Origin of the sequence: Saccharothrix xinjiangensis (assembly GCF_039527585.1) — a bacterium.
Lineage (GTDB): Bacteria > Actinomycetota > Actinomycetes > Mycobacteriales > Pseudonocardiaceae > Actinosynnema > Actinosynnema xinjiangensis.
The window spans coordinates 93,983-111,018 of sequence record NZ_BAAAKE010000020.1; the positions used below are offsets into that span (position 1 = coordinate 93,983).

Below are 17,036 nucleotides of genomic sequence, written 5' to 3' on the forward strand. Positions count from 1 at the left end.
TCAGGACCACTCCGCGCGCAGCCGGTCCAGTTCGGTGGAGCTCAGCGCGGTGAGGGTGAACTCGGTCGGCACCGGGGCGTCCGCGGTCACTTCGGCCGACAGCTCGGCCAGGGCAGCCGGCGACCGGTGCTCGAAGACGTCGCGCACCCCGAACCCGAGTCCCGCCGCCCTCGCCCGCGCCACCAGGCGCAGGGACAGGATGCTGTCGCCGCCGAGTTCGAAGAACCCGTCGTCCACCCCCACCCGGTCCGCACCCAGGACCTCGACGAACAGGTCGCGGATCAACGCCTCGCGCGGGTTCGCCGGCTCCCTGCCGCCGGCGGTGGCGATCCGCCGCGGAGCGGGCAGGGCGCCGCGGTCGAGCTTGCCGCCGGGTGTCGTCGGCAGGGCGTCGAGCACCTCGATCGCGGAGGGCACGAGGTGACCGGGCAGGTGCGCGGCGAGGTGCTCGCGCAGCGCGGCGGGGTCGGCGTCGCCGGTGGTGTAGGCGACCAGGCGGCCGTCGTGCAGCGCCACCGCGCTGCCCGTGACGCCGGGGTGCGCCAGCAGGGCGGCTTCGACCTCACCCGGCTCGACCCGGTGGCCGCGCACCTTGAGCTGCGCGTCGGTCCTGCCGAGGAAGTCCAGCTCGCCGTTCGGCAGCCGGCGGGCGGAGTCGCCGGTGCGGTAGAGCCTGCTCCCGGGCGGGCCCGCCGGGTCGGCCACGAACCGCTCCGCGGTGAGGCCGGGTCGGTTCAGGTAGCCGCGGGCGACACCGGCGCCCGCCAGGTACAGCTCCCCGACGACACCGGGCGGCACCGGCCGCAGCAGGTGGTCGAGGACGTGGCACCGCGTGTTGGCGATCGGGCGGCCGATCGGCGGTGACGAGGCCGTGGCGGGGGTGACGGGCGTGGCCGTGGACCACACGGTCGTCTCGGTGGGGCCGTAGACGTTCGTCACGCCCGCGGCGGCGGAGACCAGGTCGTGGGCGAGGTCGGCGGGCAGGGCCTCGCCGCCGGACACCACCCGGACGCCGCGCAGCCCGTCGGCCCGGTGGGCCACGACCGCGCGCCAGTGCGTCGGCGTCGCCTGCATGATCGTGATGCCGTGCGCGTCGATCAACCCGTGCAGCGCGGCGGGGTCCCGGACCTCGTCCGCGGTCGCGAGCACCACGCGACCCCCCGACGTCAACGGCCCGAACAGCTCCAGGACGGAGATGTCGAAGGCCGCGGTCGTCACCGCCAGCCAGCGGTCCCGGGGTGTCAGGCCCAGCCGCGCGCGCATGTCGGCCAGGAGGTTGGCCACGTTGCGCCGCGACACGACCACGCCCTTGGGCACGCCGGTCGACCCGGACGTGTGGATCACGTAGGCGGCCTGCTCGCCCGAGGCGACACCGCCGGCCGGCGCGCCGAACCCCGCCGCCGCGAGTTCCGCCGAGGAGGTCCCGGTCAGCACCAGGGCCGGTCGGGCGTCCGCCGTCATGACCCGCACCCGCTCGGCGGGCAGGTCCGGGTCGAGCGGCACGTAGGCCGCGCCGACGCGCCACACCGCCAGCAACGCCACCACCAGCTCCACCGACCGGGGCAGCACCACGCCGACCAGCGACTCGGTCCCCACCCCCTTGGCGCGCAACCCGCCCGCCAGCCGCTCCACGCGCCCGAGCAGGTCGCCGTAGGTCACCTCCCCGTCCCGGGACACCAGCGCGACCGCCGCGGGGTCCTGGGCGAACACCGAGGTCAGGACGTCGTCCGGCTCGCCGGGGACGGCCGTGTCGTTCCACTCCAGCGTCACCTGCCGCAGCTCCGCCGGGTCGGCGACCTCGATGTCCCGGATCGAGACGTCGGGGTCGGCGGCGACCTGGCCGAGCACGCGGAGGAACCGGTCCGCCAGCCGGGCGGCGGTGGTGTCGTCGAACCGGTCGCGGTCGTACTCGAAGGCCGCCCGCACCCCCTCCGGCAGCTCGGTGTAGGAGAGGGTGAGGTCCAGGCGCGCCGCACCGCCCGTCACCGGTTCCTCGGTGGTGGTCAGGCCGTCGAGCGCCAGGGCGGCGGGCGCGGCGACGTTGGGGTTGAGCATCACCTGGAACAGCGGGTGGCGACCGGTGGCGCGGGGCGGGTTGAGGAGCTCGACGAGGCGTTCGAACGGCACGTCCCGGTGGTCGTGGGCGGCCAGGTCGGTCTCGCGCACCCGGCGCAGCAGCTCGCGGAACGCGGGCACGCCGGAGGTGTCGGTGCGCAGCACGAGCGTGTTGAGGAACAGCCCGACGAGGTCGCTCACGGCGGGGTCGTCACGACCGGCGGCGGGGGTGCCGACGGGGATGTCCGTGCCCGCGCCGAGCCGGGTGAGCAGGGTGGCGAGCGCGGCTTGCACGACCATGAAGAACGTGGCGCCCTCGGCCCTGGCCAGCCGGGTGAGCGCGGCGTGCAGGGCGGGTTCGACGTCGAACGCGACCCGGCCACCGCGGTGGGTGGGCACGGCGGGGCGCGGTCGGTCGGCGGGCAGGACCAGCTCGGCGGGCAGGCCGGCGAGCGCGGCCAGCCGGTGGTGGAGGTGCGGGTCCGGCACACCCCCGTCGAAGGCGTCCCGCTGGTGCAGGACGTGGTCGGTGTAGGTGAGCGGCAGGTCGGGCCAGTCGGGCCGCGCGCCGGTCCGGACCGCGGTGTAGGCGGCGGACAGGTCGCGCAGCAGCGGCCCCACCGACCACCCGTCCAGGGCGATGTGGTGGGCGACGAGGGACAGCACGTGCTCGTCGGGCCCGAGCGTGACGAGCGTCGCGCGCAGCGGGAGGTCGGTGGTGAGCCGGAACTCGTGCGACGCCTCGGCGGCGAGCAGGTCCGGCAGCTCGGCCTCGGTGCGGTCGACGCGCCGGAGCACGCGGCCCGGCGGTGGCAGCAGGACCTGGTGGGGGCCGTCGAGGTCGTCCGCGACGACGGTGCGCAGGGGTTCGTGCCGCTCGATGACGAGCGCGAGCGCGTCGTCGAGCGCGTCGGCGTCGAGGGCGCCGCGCAGCCGCAGGACGACGGGGACGGTGTAGGCGGGTGTGCCGTCGAACTGGTTCAGGAACCACAGCCGCCGCTGCGCCGCCGACAGGGGCACGCGGGGCGGGCGCGGCCCGCGGACGGCGCCGGGGCGGGCGGGTGCGGCGCCGTCGAGCACCCGTGCCAGGCGGGCGGGCGTGGGCGAGTCGAACACCTCCCGGACGGCCAGTTCCGCGCCGAGCGCCGCCCGGACCACCCCGACCAGCCGGGTCACCAGCAGCGAGTGCCCGCCCAGGTCGAAGAACCCGTCGTCCGGCCCGACCCGGTCGACGCCCAGCACGTCGGCGAACAGGCCGCACAGGACCTCCTCCCGCACCGAGGTCGCGGCCCGGCCGGGACCCGCCTCGACCGAGGGGCGGGGCAGGGCGCGGCGGTCCACCTTCCCGTTGGCGTTCAACGGCAGCTCGCCCAGCTCGACGAACACCGACGGCACCATGTGCTCGGGCAGGGTGGACGCGGCGTGGGCGCGCAGGACCCGCGCGGGGACACCGCCGGTGGTGTACGCGACGAGCCTGCGGTCACCCGGCCGGTCCTCGCGGGCGACCACGACGGCCGCCAGGACGCCGGGACAGGCGCGCAGCACCGCCTCGACCTCGCCGGGCTCGATCCGGAACCCGCGGACCTTGACCTGGTCGTCGACCCTGCCCACGAACTCCAGCTCCCCCGAGCGCGACCACCGCACCCGGTCCCCCGTGCGGTAGACCCTGCTCCCGGGGTCGAAGGGGCTCGCCACGAACCGCGTCGCGGTCAGGCCGGGCAGCGCCGCGTACCCGCGGGCGACCCCGGCGCCGCCGATGTACAGCTCCCCGGTCACGCCGGGGGGCGTCGGCCGGAGGAACTCGTCGAGCACGAAGCACCGCTCGTCGGTCAGCGGCCGCCCGATGGTCGGCGCGCCCCCGTCCACGACGGACGCCGTCGACCACACCGTGGTCTCCGTCGGCCCGTAGACGTTGAGGACCGACGAGGCGGCCGAGGCCAGTCCCGCGGCGAGGTCGGCGGGCAGGGCCTCGCCGCCGACGAGGACCCGGACCCCGGCGAGGACGCCCGGGTCGTGGTCGAGGACGGTCCGCCACAGGGCCGGGGTCGCCTGCATGACGGTGGTCCCCGACGCGGCGATCAACGCGGTCAGCGCCCGGGGGTCCCGGACGTCCTCGGCGCCGGCCAGCACCACGCGTCCGCCGGAGGTCAGCGGCGCGAACAGCTCCAGCACGGAGATGTCGAACCCGACGGTCGTCACCGCCAGCCAGCGGTCGGCGCGGGACAGGCCGGTCCGCTCGCGCATGTCCGCCAGCAGGGCGGCCACGTTGCCCCTGGTCACCAGCACGCCCTTGGGCCGGCCGGTCGACCCCGAGGTGTGGATCAGGTACGCCGCGTCGCGCGGCGACGCGGGCGGGATCGGGTCCGCGCCCGAGGCCGACGACCAGTCGGCGAACGTGCGCTCGGTGATGGCCGCCGACGGGTCGGCGTCGTCGAGCAGCAACCGGATCCGCTCCTCGGGCAGCCGGGGGTCGACGGGCAGGTACGCGGCGCCCGCCCGCCACACCGCCAGCAACGCCACCACGAGGTCGACCGAGCGGGGCAGCACCACCGGCACCACGGACTCGGCGGACACCCCGCGGTCGCGGAGGCCGCGCGCCAGCAGCTCGGCGCGGCGGGTCAGCTCGCCGTACGTCAGCTCGTCCCCGCCGCAGGCGACGGCGACCGCACCGGGGTCCTGCGCGGCGACCAGGTCCCACGCGTCGCCGGGCGCACCGGACGGCGAGGACGCGTTCCACTCCCCCACCACGCGCCGCACCTCGGCCTCGTCCACCAGGTCGAACCCGCCCACGCGACCGCCCGGGTCCGCGACCACCTGCTCCAGCACGCGCACGAACCACCCGGCCAGCGCCCGCGCCGTGTCGTCGTCGAACAGGTCGCGGGCGAACTCGACCACGCCGCGCAGGCCCGCGGGCCGCCGGTCGTCGTCGCGGTGCTCCGCGAGCGCCACCATCAGGTCGAACTTCGCGGTGCCCGGGTCCGCGTCCACCGGCGTGGCGGTGAGGCCGGGCAGGGCGGGGGCGGCGGAGTCCGGCTCGTGCCCGTGCACGGACAGCATCACCTGGAACAGCGGGTGCCTGGCGGCGGAGCGACGGGGGGCGAGGACCTCGACCAGCCGCTCGAACGGCACGTCGCGGTGGGCGTAGGCGGCCAGGTTGGCGGTGCGCACGCGGCGCAGGAGCTCGGTGAAGCGGGGGTTGCCCGAGGTGTCGGTGCGCAGCACCAGCGTGTTGATCAGCACGCCCACCAGGTCCTCGACGGCGGCGTGGGAGCGGGCGGTGACGGGCGTGCCGAGGGGGATGTCCGCGCCCGCGCCGAGCCGGGTGAGCAGCACGGCCAGCGCCGCCTGCAACACCATGAACACGGTCGTGCCCTCGGACCTGGCCAGGTCGACCAGGTCGGCGTGCAGCGCGGCGGGCACGGTCAGCTCGACCGTGCCGCCCCGGTGGGACGGCGTGGCCGACCGGGGTCGGTCGACGGGCAGCGCCACCTCGTCCGGCAGGTCGGCCAGGCGCTCGCGCCAGAACGCGAGTTGGCGCGCGGCGAGGCTCTCCGGGTCGTCCTCGTCACCCAGCTCCCGCTGCTGCCACAGCGCGTAATCGGCGTACTGGACGGCCAGCGGCTCCCACTCGGGGGCGCGACCGGCGAGGCGCGCCGCGTAGGCGGCGGCGAGGTCGTCCCCTAGCGGGCGCAGGGACCCGCCGTCGGCGGCGATGTGGTGCAGGAGCAGCAGCAGGACGTGCTCGTCCTGGCGGAGCCGCAGCAGCACCGGCCGCAGCGGCGGTTCGCGGCGCAGGTCGAACCCCTCCCGCACGGCCCGGTCCAGGCGGGGGCCGAGGTCGTCCTCCGCCACCGGTTCGGCCACGAGGTCCGGTCGGGTCGCGGGGAGCACGACCTGGTGCGGGCCGTCCGCGTCCTCGGGGAACACCGTCCGCAGCACCTCGTGCCGCTCGACGAGGTCGCCCAGGGCGGCTTCCAGGGCCGCGCGGTCCAGCCTGCCGGTGAGCCGCAGCGCCACCGGCAGCGCGTAGCCCGCGCCGCCGTCGTCGAAGCGGTTGAGGAACCACAACCTGCGCTGGGCCGACGACAGGGGCAGCCGCGCGGGCCGGGCGACCGCGGGGATCGGCGCGGGGTCGCGCTCCTCGCCGACGAGGCGGGACACGAGCGCGGCCGGGGTCGGCGCCTCGAACATCGCCCGCACCGGGACCGGCGTGCCCAGCGCCGCGCGGACGCGGGCGGCGAGCCGGATCGCCAGCAGCGAGTGCCCGCCGCGGGCGAAGAAGTCGTCGTCGGGGCCGACCTCGGGCAGGCCGAGCACGTCGGCGAACAGCTCGCGGACGATCCGCGTCCACGGCGTCTCCGCGACCTCCCGCGCCGGGTTCGACCCGGAGGAGATCCCGATGTCCGCCAACGCGCGGCGGTCGAGCTTGCCGTGCGGCGTGGTGGGCAGCGCGTCGAGGAGGCCGATGGCGGCCGGGACCATGTGCTCGGGCAGCGCCTCGGCCAGCCGCGACCGCAACCGCGCGGGGTCCGGGGCCGCGCCGGGGGACGGCACGACGAACGCGACGAGCCGCCGGTCGGCGCCGTCGCCGGCCGCCACGACCGCCGCGCGGTCCACTCCCCCGCAGGCCAGCAGGGCGGCTTCGACCTCGCCTGGCTCGATCCGGAAACCGCGCAGCTTGACCTGGTCGTCGGCGCGGCCGTGGTGCTCCAGCAGGCCGTCGCGGCGCCACCGGACGAGGTCGCCGGTGCGGTACAGGCGGGAACCCGGCGGGCCGAACGGGTCGGCCACGAAGCGCTGCGCGGTCAGCTCGGGCCGGTCCAGGTAGCCCCTGGTGACCAGGTCGCCCGCGACGTGGAGTTCGCCCACGACGCCCACCGGGACCGGGCGCAGCCGGTCGTCGAGCACGTGGACGCGGGTGTTCGGGAACGGTGTGCCGATCGGCACCGGCCCGTCGGGCAGGGGCGTTCCGGGGGCCACGGCGAAGTCGGTGCAGTTGACCGTGGTCTCGGTCGGCCCGTACGCGTTGACCACGCGCGCGTGCGGGTTGCGCTCGCGCCACCGGGCGAGCGCGGCGCCGTGCAGGGCCTCCCCGCCGAGCACGAGGGTGCCGCGCGGCGACGCGTCGTCGGGCAGGCCGTCGAGGAGCGCGAGGTGGCTCGGGGTGAGCTTGGCGAAGTCCGGGCGGGGCGGGGCGACCGCGGTGTCCTCGGCCAGGTCCGCCAGCACCACCGAACCACCGGAGACCAGCGGGGTGTAGAGGCCGGTGACGGTCAGGTCGAACGACAGCCGGGAGGACACCAGCGCCGTGCCCGCGGCGTCCGGGTAGGCGGCGCGGGCGCGCCGCAGGTAGGCGCCCAGGGAGCGGTGCTCGACCACGACGCCCTTGGGGCGGCCGGTGGAGCCCGAGGTGTGGATGACGTAGGCGGCGCGCCGGGGGTGCGCCGGGACCCTCGGGTCCGCGTCGCTCTCGGCCGCGGTGTCCGGCCAGGTCGCGCCGGGCAGTTCCGGGCCGCCCAGGACGAGCACGGGCCGGGTGTCGTCGAGCAGGGCGCGCACGCGCTCGGCGGGCAGCTCCGGGTCGACGGGCACGTACGCCCCGCCCGCCTTGAGCACGGCGAGCAGCGCGACGACCGTCTCGACGCGCCTCGTCGCCGACACCGCGACCAGGCGCTCGGGACCCACGCCGAGCGCGATGAGGCGGTGGGCGAGCCGGTTGGCCCCGGCGTTGAGGGCGCCGTAGTCCAGCGCCGTCGAGGAGTCGCGCACGGCGGGTCGGCCGGGGTGCTCGGCGGCGCGGGCCTCGAACATCTCCACGACGTCCTCGTCACCGAGGTCGGCCGCGGTGTCGTTCCACGCCGCCGGCACCCGGGCGGCGTCGCCGAGCACGTCCAGGTCGCCGAGGCGGCGGTCCGGGTCGGCGACCGCGGCCCCCAGCACCCGCAGCAACCCGTCGGCCAGGGCTTCGGCGGTGGCGTCGTCGAACAGGTCCGCCCGGTGTTCGAGCACCGCGCCCATCCCGCCGTCCGCGCGGTCGAACAGCCGGAACAGCAGGTCGAACTTGGCGGTGTCCGGTGGCAGCGGTTCCAGGACGGCGGTCAGGCCGGGCAGCTCGACCGGCGCCGCGGCCGGGTCGGCGTTCTGCACGACCAGGCGGACCTGGAACAGCGGGTGCCTGCCCGGTGACCGGGTCGGGCTCAGCGCTGCCACCAGGCGCTCGAACGGGACGTCCTGGTGGTCGTAGGCGGTGAGGTCGGCGGCGCGCACGCGGTCCAGCAGCTCGGTGAAGGCCGGGTCGCCGGAGGTGTCGACGCGCAGCACGAGCGAGTTGAGGAAGAGGCCGACGAGGTCCGCCACCGCCGGGTCGGTGCGCCCGGTGATCGGCGAGCCGACGACGATGTCGTGGCCCGCGCCGAACCGGGTCAGGAGCGCCGCCAGCGCGGCGTGCACGACCATGAACACGGTCGCGCCGCGGTCCCTGGCGAGCCGGGCGACACCGCGCTTCAGCTCCGGCGTCAGCTGGAACTCGACGGTGCCCGCCGCGCCGGGTTCGGCGGCGGTGCGCGGCCGGTCGAGCGGCAGCCGCACCTCCTCGGGCACGTCGGCGAGGACGGCCCGCCAGTGGTCGAGCTGGAGGGCCATCGGCGAGCCCGGTTCGTCGTCCGCGCCGAGCGCCGCGAGCTGCCACAACGCGTGGTCGGCGTACTGCACGGGCAGCGGCTCCCACGCCGGGGCGCGACCGTCGAGGCGCGCCGCGTAGGCGGTGGCGAAGTCGCGCACCAGGGTGGCCACGGACCACTCGTCGACGGCGATGTGGTGCAGGACGAGCAGGAGCAGGTGCTCGTCCCGCGCCACCCGGAACAGGGTGGCGCGCACCGGGAGGTCGGCGGCCAGGTCGAACGGTCGGGCCACCGCGGCGGCCACCGCGGCGGCGTCGTGCCCGGTGACCTCCACCGGGAAGGGGGCGGGGGGCAGCACGACCTGGTGCGGGCCCGCCGCGTCCTCGACCACCAGGGTGCGGAGGACCTCGTGCCTGGCCACGACGTCGCCGAGGGCTGCGGCGACCGCGGCGGCGTCCGGTTCGCCGGTCAGTCGAAGCGACACGGGCAGGTGGTACGCGCCGCCCCCGTCGAGGCGCTGGAGGAACCACAGCCCGAGCTGCGCCGAGGACAGCGGGACGCGGTCGGGTCGCGGCCCGGCCACCACGCCGGCCCGCGCCCGGCCGGCGGTCGAGAGCGCGCGGGCGAGGCCCGCCGGGGTCGGCGAGTCGAACACCTGGCGCACCGCCACCTCGACGCCCAGCGCGGCCCGCACCCGACCGACCAGGCGCGTCACCAGGAGCGAGTGCCCGCCGAGGGCGAAGAAGCCGTCGTCCGGGTCGACGCGGTCGACGCCCAGCACGTCGGCGAACAACCCGCACAGGACCTCCTCGCGCTGCGACGAGGGCGCCCTCCCGGCGCCCGACCGGATCACCGGGGCGGGCAGCGCGCGGCGGTCCACCTTGCCGTTCGCGTTGAGGGGCAGCTCGTCCAGGACGACGAGGACCGACGGGACCATGTACTCGGGCAGCACCTCGGCGACGCCGGCCGCGAGCGCGGCCCGGTCGACCGCGCCGACGACGTACCCGACGAGGCGGCTGTCGCCCGGCTGGTCCCCCCGCACGGCGGCGGCCGCGGCGACCACGCCGGGCTGGGCGCGCAGGACGGCTTCGACCTCGCCGAGCTCGACCCGGAAACCCCGGACCTTGACCTGGTCGTCGGTCCGGCCGACGAACTCCAGCCGGCCCTCCCTCGACCACCGCGCGCGGTCACCCGTGCGGTACACCCGCTCCCCCGTGCCGAACGGGTCCGCGACGAACCGCGACGCGGTCAGCCCCGCCGAGCCGACGTAGCCGCGACCGACGCCGACGCCGCCGACGTACAGCTCGCCCACCACGCCCGGCGGGGCCACGCGCAGCCCCTCGTCCAGCACGAAGCACCGCACGCCCGCCAGCGGCGAGCCGATCGACGGCGCTCCGCCGTCCACGACGGACGCCGTCGACCACACCGTCGTCTCGGTCGGCCCGTACACGTTCAGGACGGACGCGGCCGACGCGCGCAGGTCGCGCGCCAGCGGCGCGGGCAGGGCCTCGCCGCCGACGAGCACCCGCAGGCCGCGCACCGCGTCCGGGCGGGCGTCGAGGAGCGCGCGCCACAGGCCGGGGGTCGCCTGGGCGACCGTGATCCCGCACCGGGTGATCAACCGGTGCAGCGCGGACGGTTCCCGCACCTCGTCCGCCGTGGCGAGCACGACCCGGCCGCCGGAGGTCAGCGGACCGAACAGCTCCAGCACCGAGATGTCGAACCCCACCGTCGTCACCGCCAACCACCGGTCCGACGACGACAACCCCAACCGAACCCGCATGTCCCCCAACAGGTTCGCCACGTTCCCCCGCGACACCACCACACCCTTGGGCCGACCCGTCGACCCCGACGTGTACATCGCGTACGCGGCCTGTCCGGGCGACACGAGGCCCCCGGGAAGCGTGCCGCCGCCGGCCGCCGGCTCCGCCGCCACGTCCTCCGTGACGACCAGCGCGGGTCGGGCGTCCTCGATCACCGAGGTCAACCGCCGGCCGGGCCAGCCCCCGTCGAGCGGCAGGTACGCGGCGCCCACCCGCCACACCGCCAGCAGCACCACGACCAGGTCCACCGACCGGGGCAGCAGCACGCCGACCAGGTCCTCGGGACCGACGCCCCGCGCGCCCAGCCCGGACGCCACCCGCTCCGCGCGGGCGACCAGTTCGCCGTAGGTCAGCTCGGCGTCGCCGCACACCACCGCGACCGCCGCCGGGTCCTGCGCGGCGACCAGGTCCCACACGTCGTCCGCGGAGCCGGCCACGTCCGACCTGTTCCAGTCCACGACGACCCGGCGCGCCTCGGCCGCCTCCAGCAGCTCGAACCGGCCCAGCCGCCGACCGGGGTCGGCCACCGCCTGTTCCAGCACCCGCCCGAACCACGTTGCCAGCGCCCGGGCCGTGGCCTCGTCGAACAGGTCGACCCGGTACTCCAGGACCGCGTCGAGCCCGCCCCCCGGCAGCTCCCCGACCTCGAACGCGAGGTCGAACCGCGCGCTGCCGGCGCCGAGCGGCACACCGGAGACCTCGGCGCCGGGCCAGGGGGCCGGGGCCGGCGCGGCGGCGTGCATCGACAGCAGGACCTGGAACAGCGGGTGCCTGCCGGTCGACCGGGCCGGGTTGAGCAGCTCCACCAGCCGCTCGAACGGCACGTCCTGCTCGTCGTGCGCGGCCAGGTCGCCGTCGCGGACCTGGCCGAGCAGGGTGGTGAAGGCCGGGTCGCCCGCCGTGTCGGCGCGCAGCACGAGGGTGTTGAGGAACAGGCCGACCACGTCCGCCACCGCCGGGTCGGACCGGCCCGCGACCGGGGTCCCGATCGGGATGTCCGTGCCCGCGCCGAGCCGGGTCAGCAGGACCGCGAGCGCGGTGTGCAGGACCATGAACACCGTGGCGTGGTGAGCACGGGCGAGCGCGACGAGGCCCGCGTGCACGTCCGCGGGCACGGTGAACGCCACCGCGCCGCCGCGGTGGTCCGGGTCGGCCGGGCGCGGCCGGTCCACGGGCAGCGCCAGCTCCCCGGGCAGCCCGGCCAGGCGCCGCAGCCTGCTCGCGGCCTGGCGGGCGACCTCGCCGTCCTCGGCGTCGTCGCCGAGCACGTCCCGCCGCCACAGCGCGTAGTCCGCGTACTGGACGGGCAGCGGCGCCCAGTCCGGGGCGGTCCCGGCCCGGCGGGCCGCGTAGGCGGTGGTCAGGTCGCGCAGGAGGACGCCGATCGACCACTCGTCCACCGCCACGTGGTGCGCCACCAGCAGGAGGACGTGGTCGTCGTGGCCGACGTGCGCGAGGTGGGCCCGGAACGGGGCCTCGGTGGCCAGCCTGATCGGGCGTTCGACCTCGGCCCGGAGCACCTCGTCGAGCCGGTCGGGCGTGGTGTCCCGCTCGGTCAGCTCGGGTGCCGAACCCGGGGGGAGGATCCACTGGTGGGGCCCTTCGGCGTCCTCCGGGAAGGTGGTGCGCAGCGCCTCGTGCCGGTCGGCGACGTCGACGAGCGCGGCCGCGAGGGCGTCCCGGTCGACCTCGCCGCGCAGCCGGAGGGCGGTGGGCGTGTGGTAGGTGGAGCCGTCGGGTTCGTAGGCGTTGAGGAACCACAGCCTGCGCTGGGCGGGCGAGAGCGGGATCCGCCCGGGTCGGGGGCGGGCGGCCAGTGGGGTCCGCGCCTCGTCGGCGTCGACGAGGGCGCGGGCGAGCCCGGCGGGGGTCGGCGCGTCGAACAGCGCGCGCACGGGCAGCTCCACGCCGAGGGCGACGCGCACCAGGCCCACGAGGCGCATCGCCAGCAGCGAGTGCCCGCCGAGGTCGAAGAACCCGGTGTCGGGGCTGATCCGCTCGACGCCGAGCACCTCCGCGAACAGCCCGCACAGGACTTCCTCGCGCGGTGTCGCGGGCGCCCGCCCCTCGGCGCCGGCGTGGTCGGGCACGGGCAGCGCCAGGCGGTCCAGCTTGCCGGTGGGCGTCACCGGCAGCGCGTCGAGCACGACGACCACCGACGGCACCATGTGCTCCGGCAACCGCTCCGCGAGGTGCGCGCGCACGGCCGTGAGGTCGATCGGGCCGGCCGCGGTCGCGTAGGCGACCAGCCTCTGGTCGCCGGGGCGGTCCTCGCGGAGCACGACCGCGCACTGGAGCACCGACGGGTGCTCGCCGAGGACGGCCTCCACCTCGCCGGGTTCGACGCGGAACCCGCGCAGCTTCACCTGGTCGTCGGTCCGGCCGACGTACTCGACCAGCCCGGCGGCCGACCACCGGACGCGGTCGCCGGTGCGGTAGAGGCGCGCGCCGCCCGCCTCGAACGGGTTGGCCACGAACCGCTGCGCGGTCAAGCCGGGCCTGCCCTGGTAGCCCCGGGCCAGGCCCGCGCCGGCCACGTACAGCTCACCCGCGATGCCCGGCGGCACCGGCCGCAGCCAGGGGTCGAGCACGTAGCAGCGGACGTTGTCGATCGGCGGGCCCAGTTCCGCCGGCCGGTCGGCGCGGACCTCCCCGATGGTCGTGTCGGCGGTGCACTCGGTCGGGCCGTAGAGGTTGTATGCGCGCAGACCGGGCACCGAGTTCAGGTCGGCCCGCAGCCCGGCGCCGATGGTCTCGCCGCCCAGGACCACCACGGACGGCCGGTGCCGGCCCTCGTCGAGCAGGCCGGCGGCCACGAGGTGCAGGCACTCGCTGGGGGTCAGGTCGACCACGTCCACCCGCTCCCGGGCGACCTGCGCCGCGAAGGCCGCCGGGTCGAGCCGGGTCTCGTCGTCGACGAGGTGCATCTCGTGCCCGTGCGCGGCCATCCACAGGAAGATCCCCCACGAGGCGTCGAACGAGAACGACGCCGTGTGGTCCATCCGCAGCCGCCGGCCGCCGACCGCCCGCACGGCGGGGTCGAGCACCTGGCCGCGGTGGTGGTGCAGGAGGTTGGTCAGGCTGGCGTGGGTCACCAGGGCGCCCTTGGGCCTGCCCGTCGACCCCGACGTGTAGAGGACGTAGGCGCCGTGGGCCGGGGTGGTCGCGCGCGGCGGGTCGGTGGCGGGCCTGCGCCCCAGTTCGGCGCGGACCTCCGGCGCGTCGACGGCGACGACGCGGTCCGGGTGGACGGCGGCCGCCCGGTGCGCGACCGCGCCGGTGGTGACCACCAGCGCGGGGTCGGCGTCGGCCAGCATGAACGCGGTCCGCTCGGCCGGGTACCCGGGGTCCACCGGCAGGTGCACCGCGCCCGCCTTGTGCACCGCCAGCAGCGCCACCACGGAGTCGACCGACCGCGGGACCAGCACGGCCACCACGACCTCCGCTCCCGCGCCCCGCGCGATGAGCGACCGGGCCAGCCTGTTGGCCCGCGCGTCCAGCTCGGCGTAGGTCAGCGACTCGTCCCGGTGCACCAGGGCCACCGCGTTCGGGGTGCGGCGGACCTGGGCGGCGAACAGGTCCGGCAGCACGTCGGCGGGGTGCTCGCGCGCCGTGTCGTTCCACGTCACCAGGACCTGCCGGCGCACGGCCGGGTCGAGGGTGTCCAGGCGGCCCACCGGCGCGCCGGGGTTCGCCACGACCGCGCCCAGCACGCGCAGCAGGTGGGCGGCGACGTCCTCGGCCTCGGCCCGGTCGACGAGGTCGGGCCGGTGGTCGAGGAGGAACCGCAGGTCCGGGTCCGCCACGGCGACCAGGCCCAGCGGGTAGTGGGTGGCGTCGTGGCCGCGGGCGGCCGTGACGACCAGGTCCGCGAAGGTGCCGTCGGCGGCCGGGTCGGTGGGGTAGTTCTCGAACACGAACGAGGTGTCGAACAGCGTCGGCAGCCCGGTGACCGCCGCGACGTCGGCCGGGCCCAGGTGCTGGTGCGCCAGCAGCGCGGCCTGCTCGGCCTGCACCCTGGACAGCAGCGCGGCCACCCGCTCGCGCGGGTCCAGCCGCACCCGCACCGGCAGCGTGTTGACGAACAGCCCCACCATGTCCTCGACGCCGGCCAGCTCCGGCGGGCGGCCCGCGACCGTGGCGCCGAAGGCCACGTCCGAGCGGCCGGTGCGCTCGGCGAGGACCAGCGCCCAGCAGACCTGGAGCACGGTGTTGGTCGTCAGCCCGTGGTCGCGGGCCAGGGCGGCCAGGCCGGCGGCCACCCCCGGCTCGGGGGTGAAGCCCAGCTGCCGGGGCGGGGCGGACGCGCGGGTGGCGTCCGGGTCGGCGACCAGCGTGGGCTCGGCGAAGCCGGCGAAGGCCCGCGCCCACGCCGCCTTCGCCGCCGCGGTGTCGCGGGAGGCCAGCCACCGCGAGTAGTCCCGGTGCGGGCGCACCGGGGGCAGGCCGCTCGCGTCGCCGCCCGAGCGGTAGAGCGCGACGAGGTCGCGCAACAGCACCGGCATCGACCAGCCGTCGAGCACGATGTGGTGGTTGGTCAGCACGAACCTGTGGGCGCGCTCGCCGGTGCGCAGCAGGGCGCAGCGCACGAGCGGCGGCGCGCCGAGGTCGAACCGGCGCCCGCGATCGGCCAGGACCTCCCGCTCGGCGGCGGCGGAGGGGTCGTCCTCGCCGCGCAGGTCCAGTTCCCGCCACGGCAGGACCGCCGTGCGGGCCACCACCTGGGCCCAGTCGCCGGTGCGCCGGCGGCGGAAGGCGGTGCGCAGGGTCGCGTGCCGGTCGACCAGCGCCTGCGCCGCGGCCCGCAGCGCGCGTGCGTCGAGGTCGCCTTCGAGGTCGACGACCAGCTGGGCGATGTAGACGTCGGCGCCCGACGGCCCCTCGTAGGCGTGGTGGAACACCATGCCCTGCTGCACCGGCGTCAGCGGCAGGATGTCCTCGATGACCCGGCGGTCCTGGCTGGCTCGACTCACGCGCGCGTCCCCCACTCGGCTTCCAGTTCCTGTTCCCAGTCGTCGATCTCGTCCTGCGTCACCCCGGGCAGCACCACGTCGGACGGGGTGAGGCCGCCCGCGCCCGGTCCCGCGACGTGGGCGACCAGGTCGCGCAACGCCGCGAACCACAGCTCGGCCAGCTCGCGCACCTCGGGTTCGCCCAGCAGCTCGCGCCCCCACGTCCAGGCCGCGACGAGCCGGGGCCCGTCCGCGCCGTCGCGGGTGAGCGCGTTGAGCTCCACGGCGTGCGCCAGCGGCAGCTCCGGCGGCGCGCCACCACCCGCGCCGGCGACGTCGGGCACCATGCCCCAGTCCCCCGGCTCCTCCGCGAGCAGGCGTCCCAGGTAGTTGAAGCCCAGCTGCGGCGTCGCGGCGCCGGCCAACCCCTCCTCCGGGTCGAGGTGGCGGAGCAGGCCGTAGCCCAAGCCGCGCCCCGGCACCGCCCGCAACTGCTCCTTGACCTGTTTGAGCAGCATTCCCGCGTCGCCGTCCGCCGCTCCGGGCGCGGCGTCGAGGCGGAGCGCCACCGGGTGGACGGTGGTGAACCAGCCGACCGTGCGGGACAGGTCGACCCCCGGGTAGGCCTCGTCGTGCCGCCCGTGGCCCTCGACGTCGACGAGGACCTCGGTCGACACGACGCCCCGGGCGCGGCGCCACCCGCGGACCGCGGCGGCGAAAGCGGTCAGCAGCACCTCGTCCACGCCGGCCCGGTACGCGGCGGGCACCGCGGTCAGCAGCGGCGAGGTGATCTCCGCGGGCAGGGTCAGCTGGATGGTGCCTGCGGTGGCGTAGGTGTCGCGGGCGTCCGGGGCGCGGGTGCCGAGCAGGGGGTCCGGGCTGCGCACGACCCGTTGCCACCACGGGAGTTCGGCGGCGCGGACCGGGCCGCGGGCGTCGTCGTCCAGCAGCCGCGCCCAGCGGCGCAGCGAGGTGGTCGCCGGGTCCAGCCCGACCGGCCGGCCGGCGCGGACCCGCTCGGCCGCGCGGGCCAGGTCGCCGAGCAGGATGCCCCAGGAGACGCCGTCCACGGCCAGGTGGTGCGCGACCAGGAGCACGGTGCCCGGGGCCGCCGGGCCCGCGTCGCACCACACGACCCCCAGGACCGGTCCGGTGGTGGGGTCCAGCGAGCGGCGGACGCGGTCGGCGTGGTCGCGCAGGAGGCGGTCCCGGGCCGCCGGGTCCAGCCCCGCCACGTCCAGCCGGCGCACCACGTCCTCGGCGCGCACCGCGCCGAGCGGGCGCACGTGGAGGCGCCAGGCGCCGCCCGGGTCCACGTCCACCCGCAGCCGCAACGCGTCGTGGTGGTCGAGGAGCGCGCCCACGGCGGCCACCAGTTCGCCCCGGCGCAGGCCGGCGGGGGCGCGCACGGCCATCGACTGGGTGAAGCCCGCGATCGGGCCGCCGCGCGCGGCCTGCCAGGCCACGATCGGCGTCAGCGGCACCTCGCCCACACCGGCGCCCGGTTCCTCCGCCGCGACGGCGACCGCGCCGGAGACCTCGGCCAGCCGGGCCGGGGTGGGCTGCTCGAACACGTCGCGCACGGT

2 protein-coding genes (1 of these 2 cut by a window edge) are annotated in these 17,036 nt (G+C 77.0%); both read right to left on the reverse strand.

The genetic code is table 11. From position 1 onward, the window contains the following. Entirely contained in the window at positions 1 to 15,471 is a 15,471-nt protein-coding gene (locus tag ABD223_RS30535; protein ID WP_344040073.1) for a non-ribosomal peptide synthetase, read from the reverse strand. Continuing rightward, positions 15,468 to 17,036 carry the end of a non-ribosomal peptide synthase/polyketide synthase gene (locus tag ABD223_RS30540; protein WP_344040074.1) on the reverse strand. Its footprint extends 19,863 nt past the window's final position, so 1,569 of the gene's 21,432 nt are visible here — the last part of the coding sequence; the start codon falls outside the window, past its right edge — the gene reads right to left on this strand; it ends in the stop codon at positions 15,468 to 15,470. Before ABD223_RS30540 ends, ABD223_RS30535 begins: the two co-directional genes overlap by 4 nt.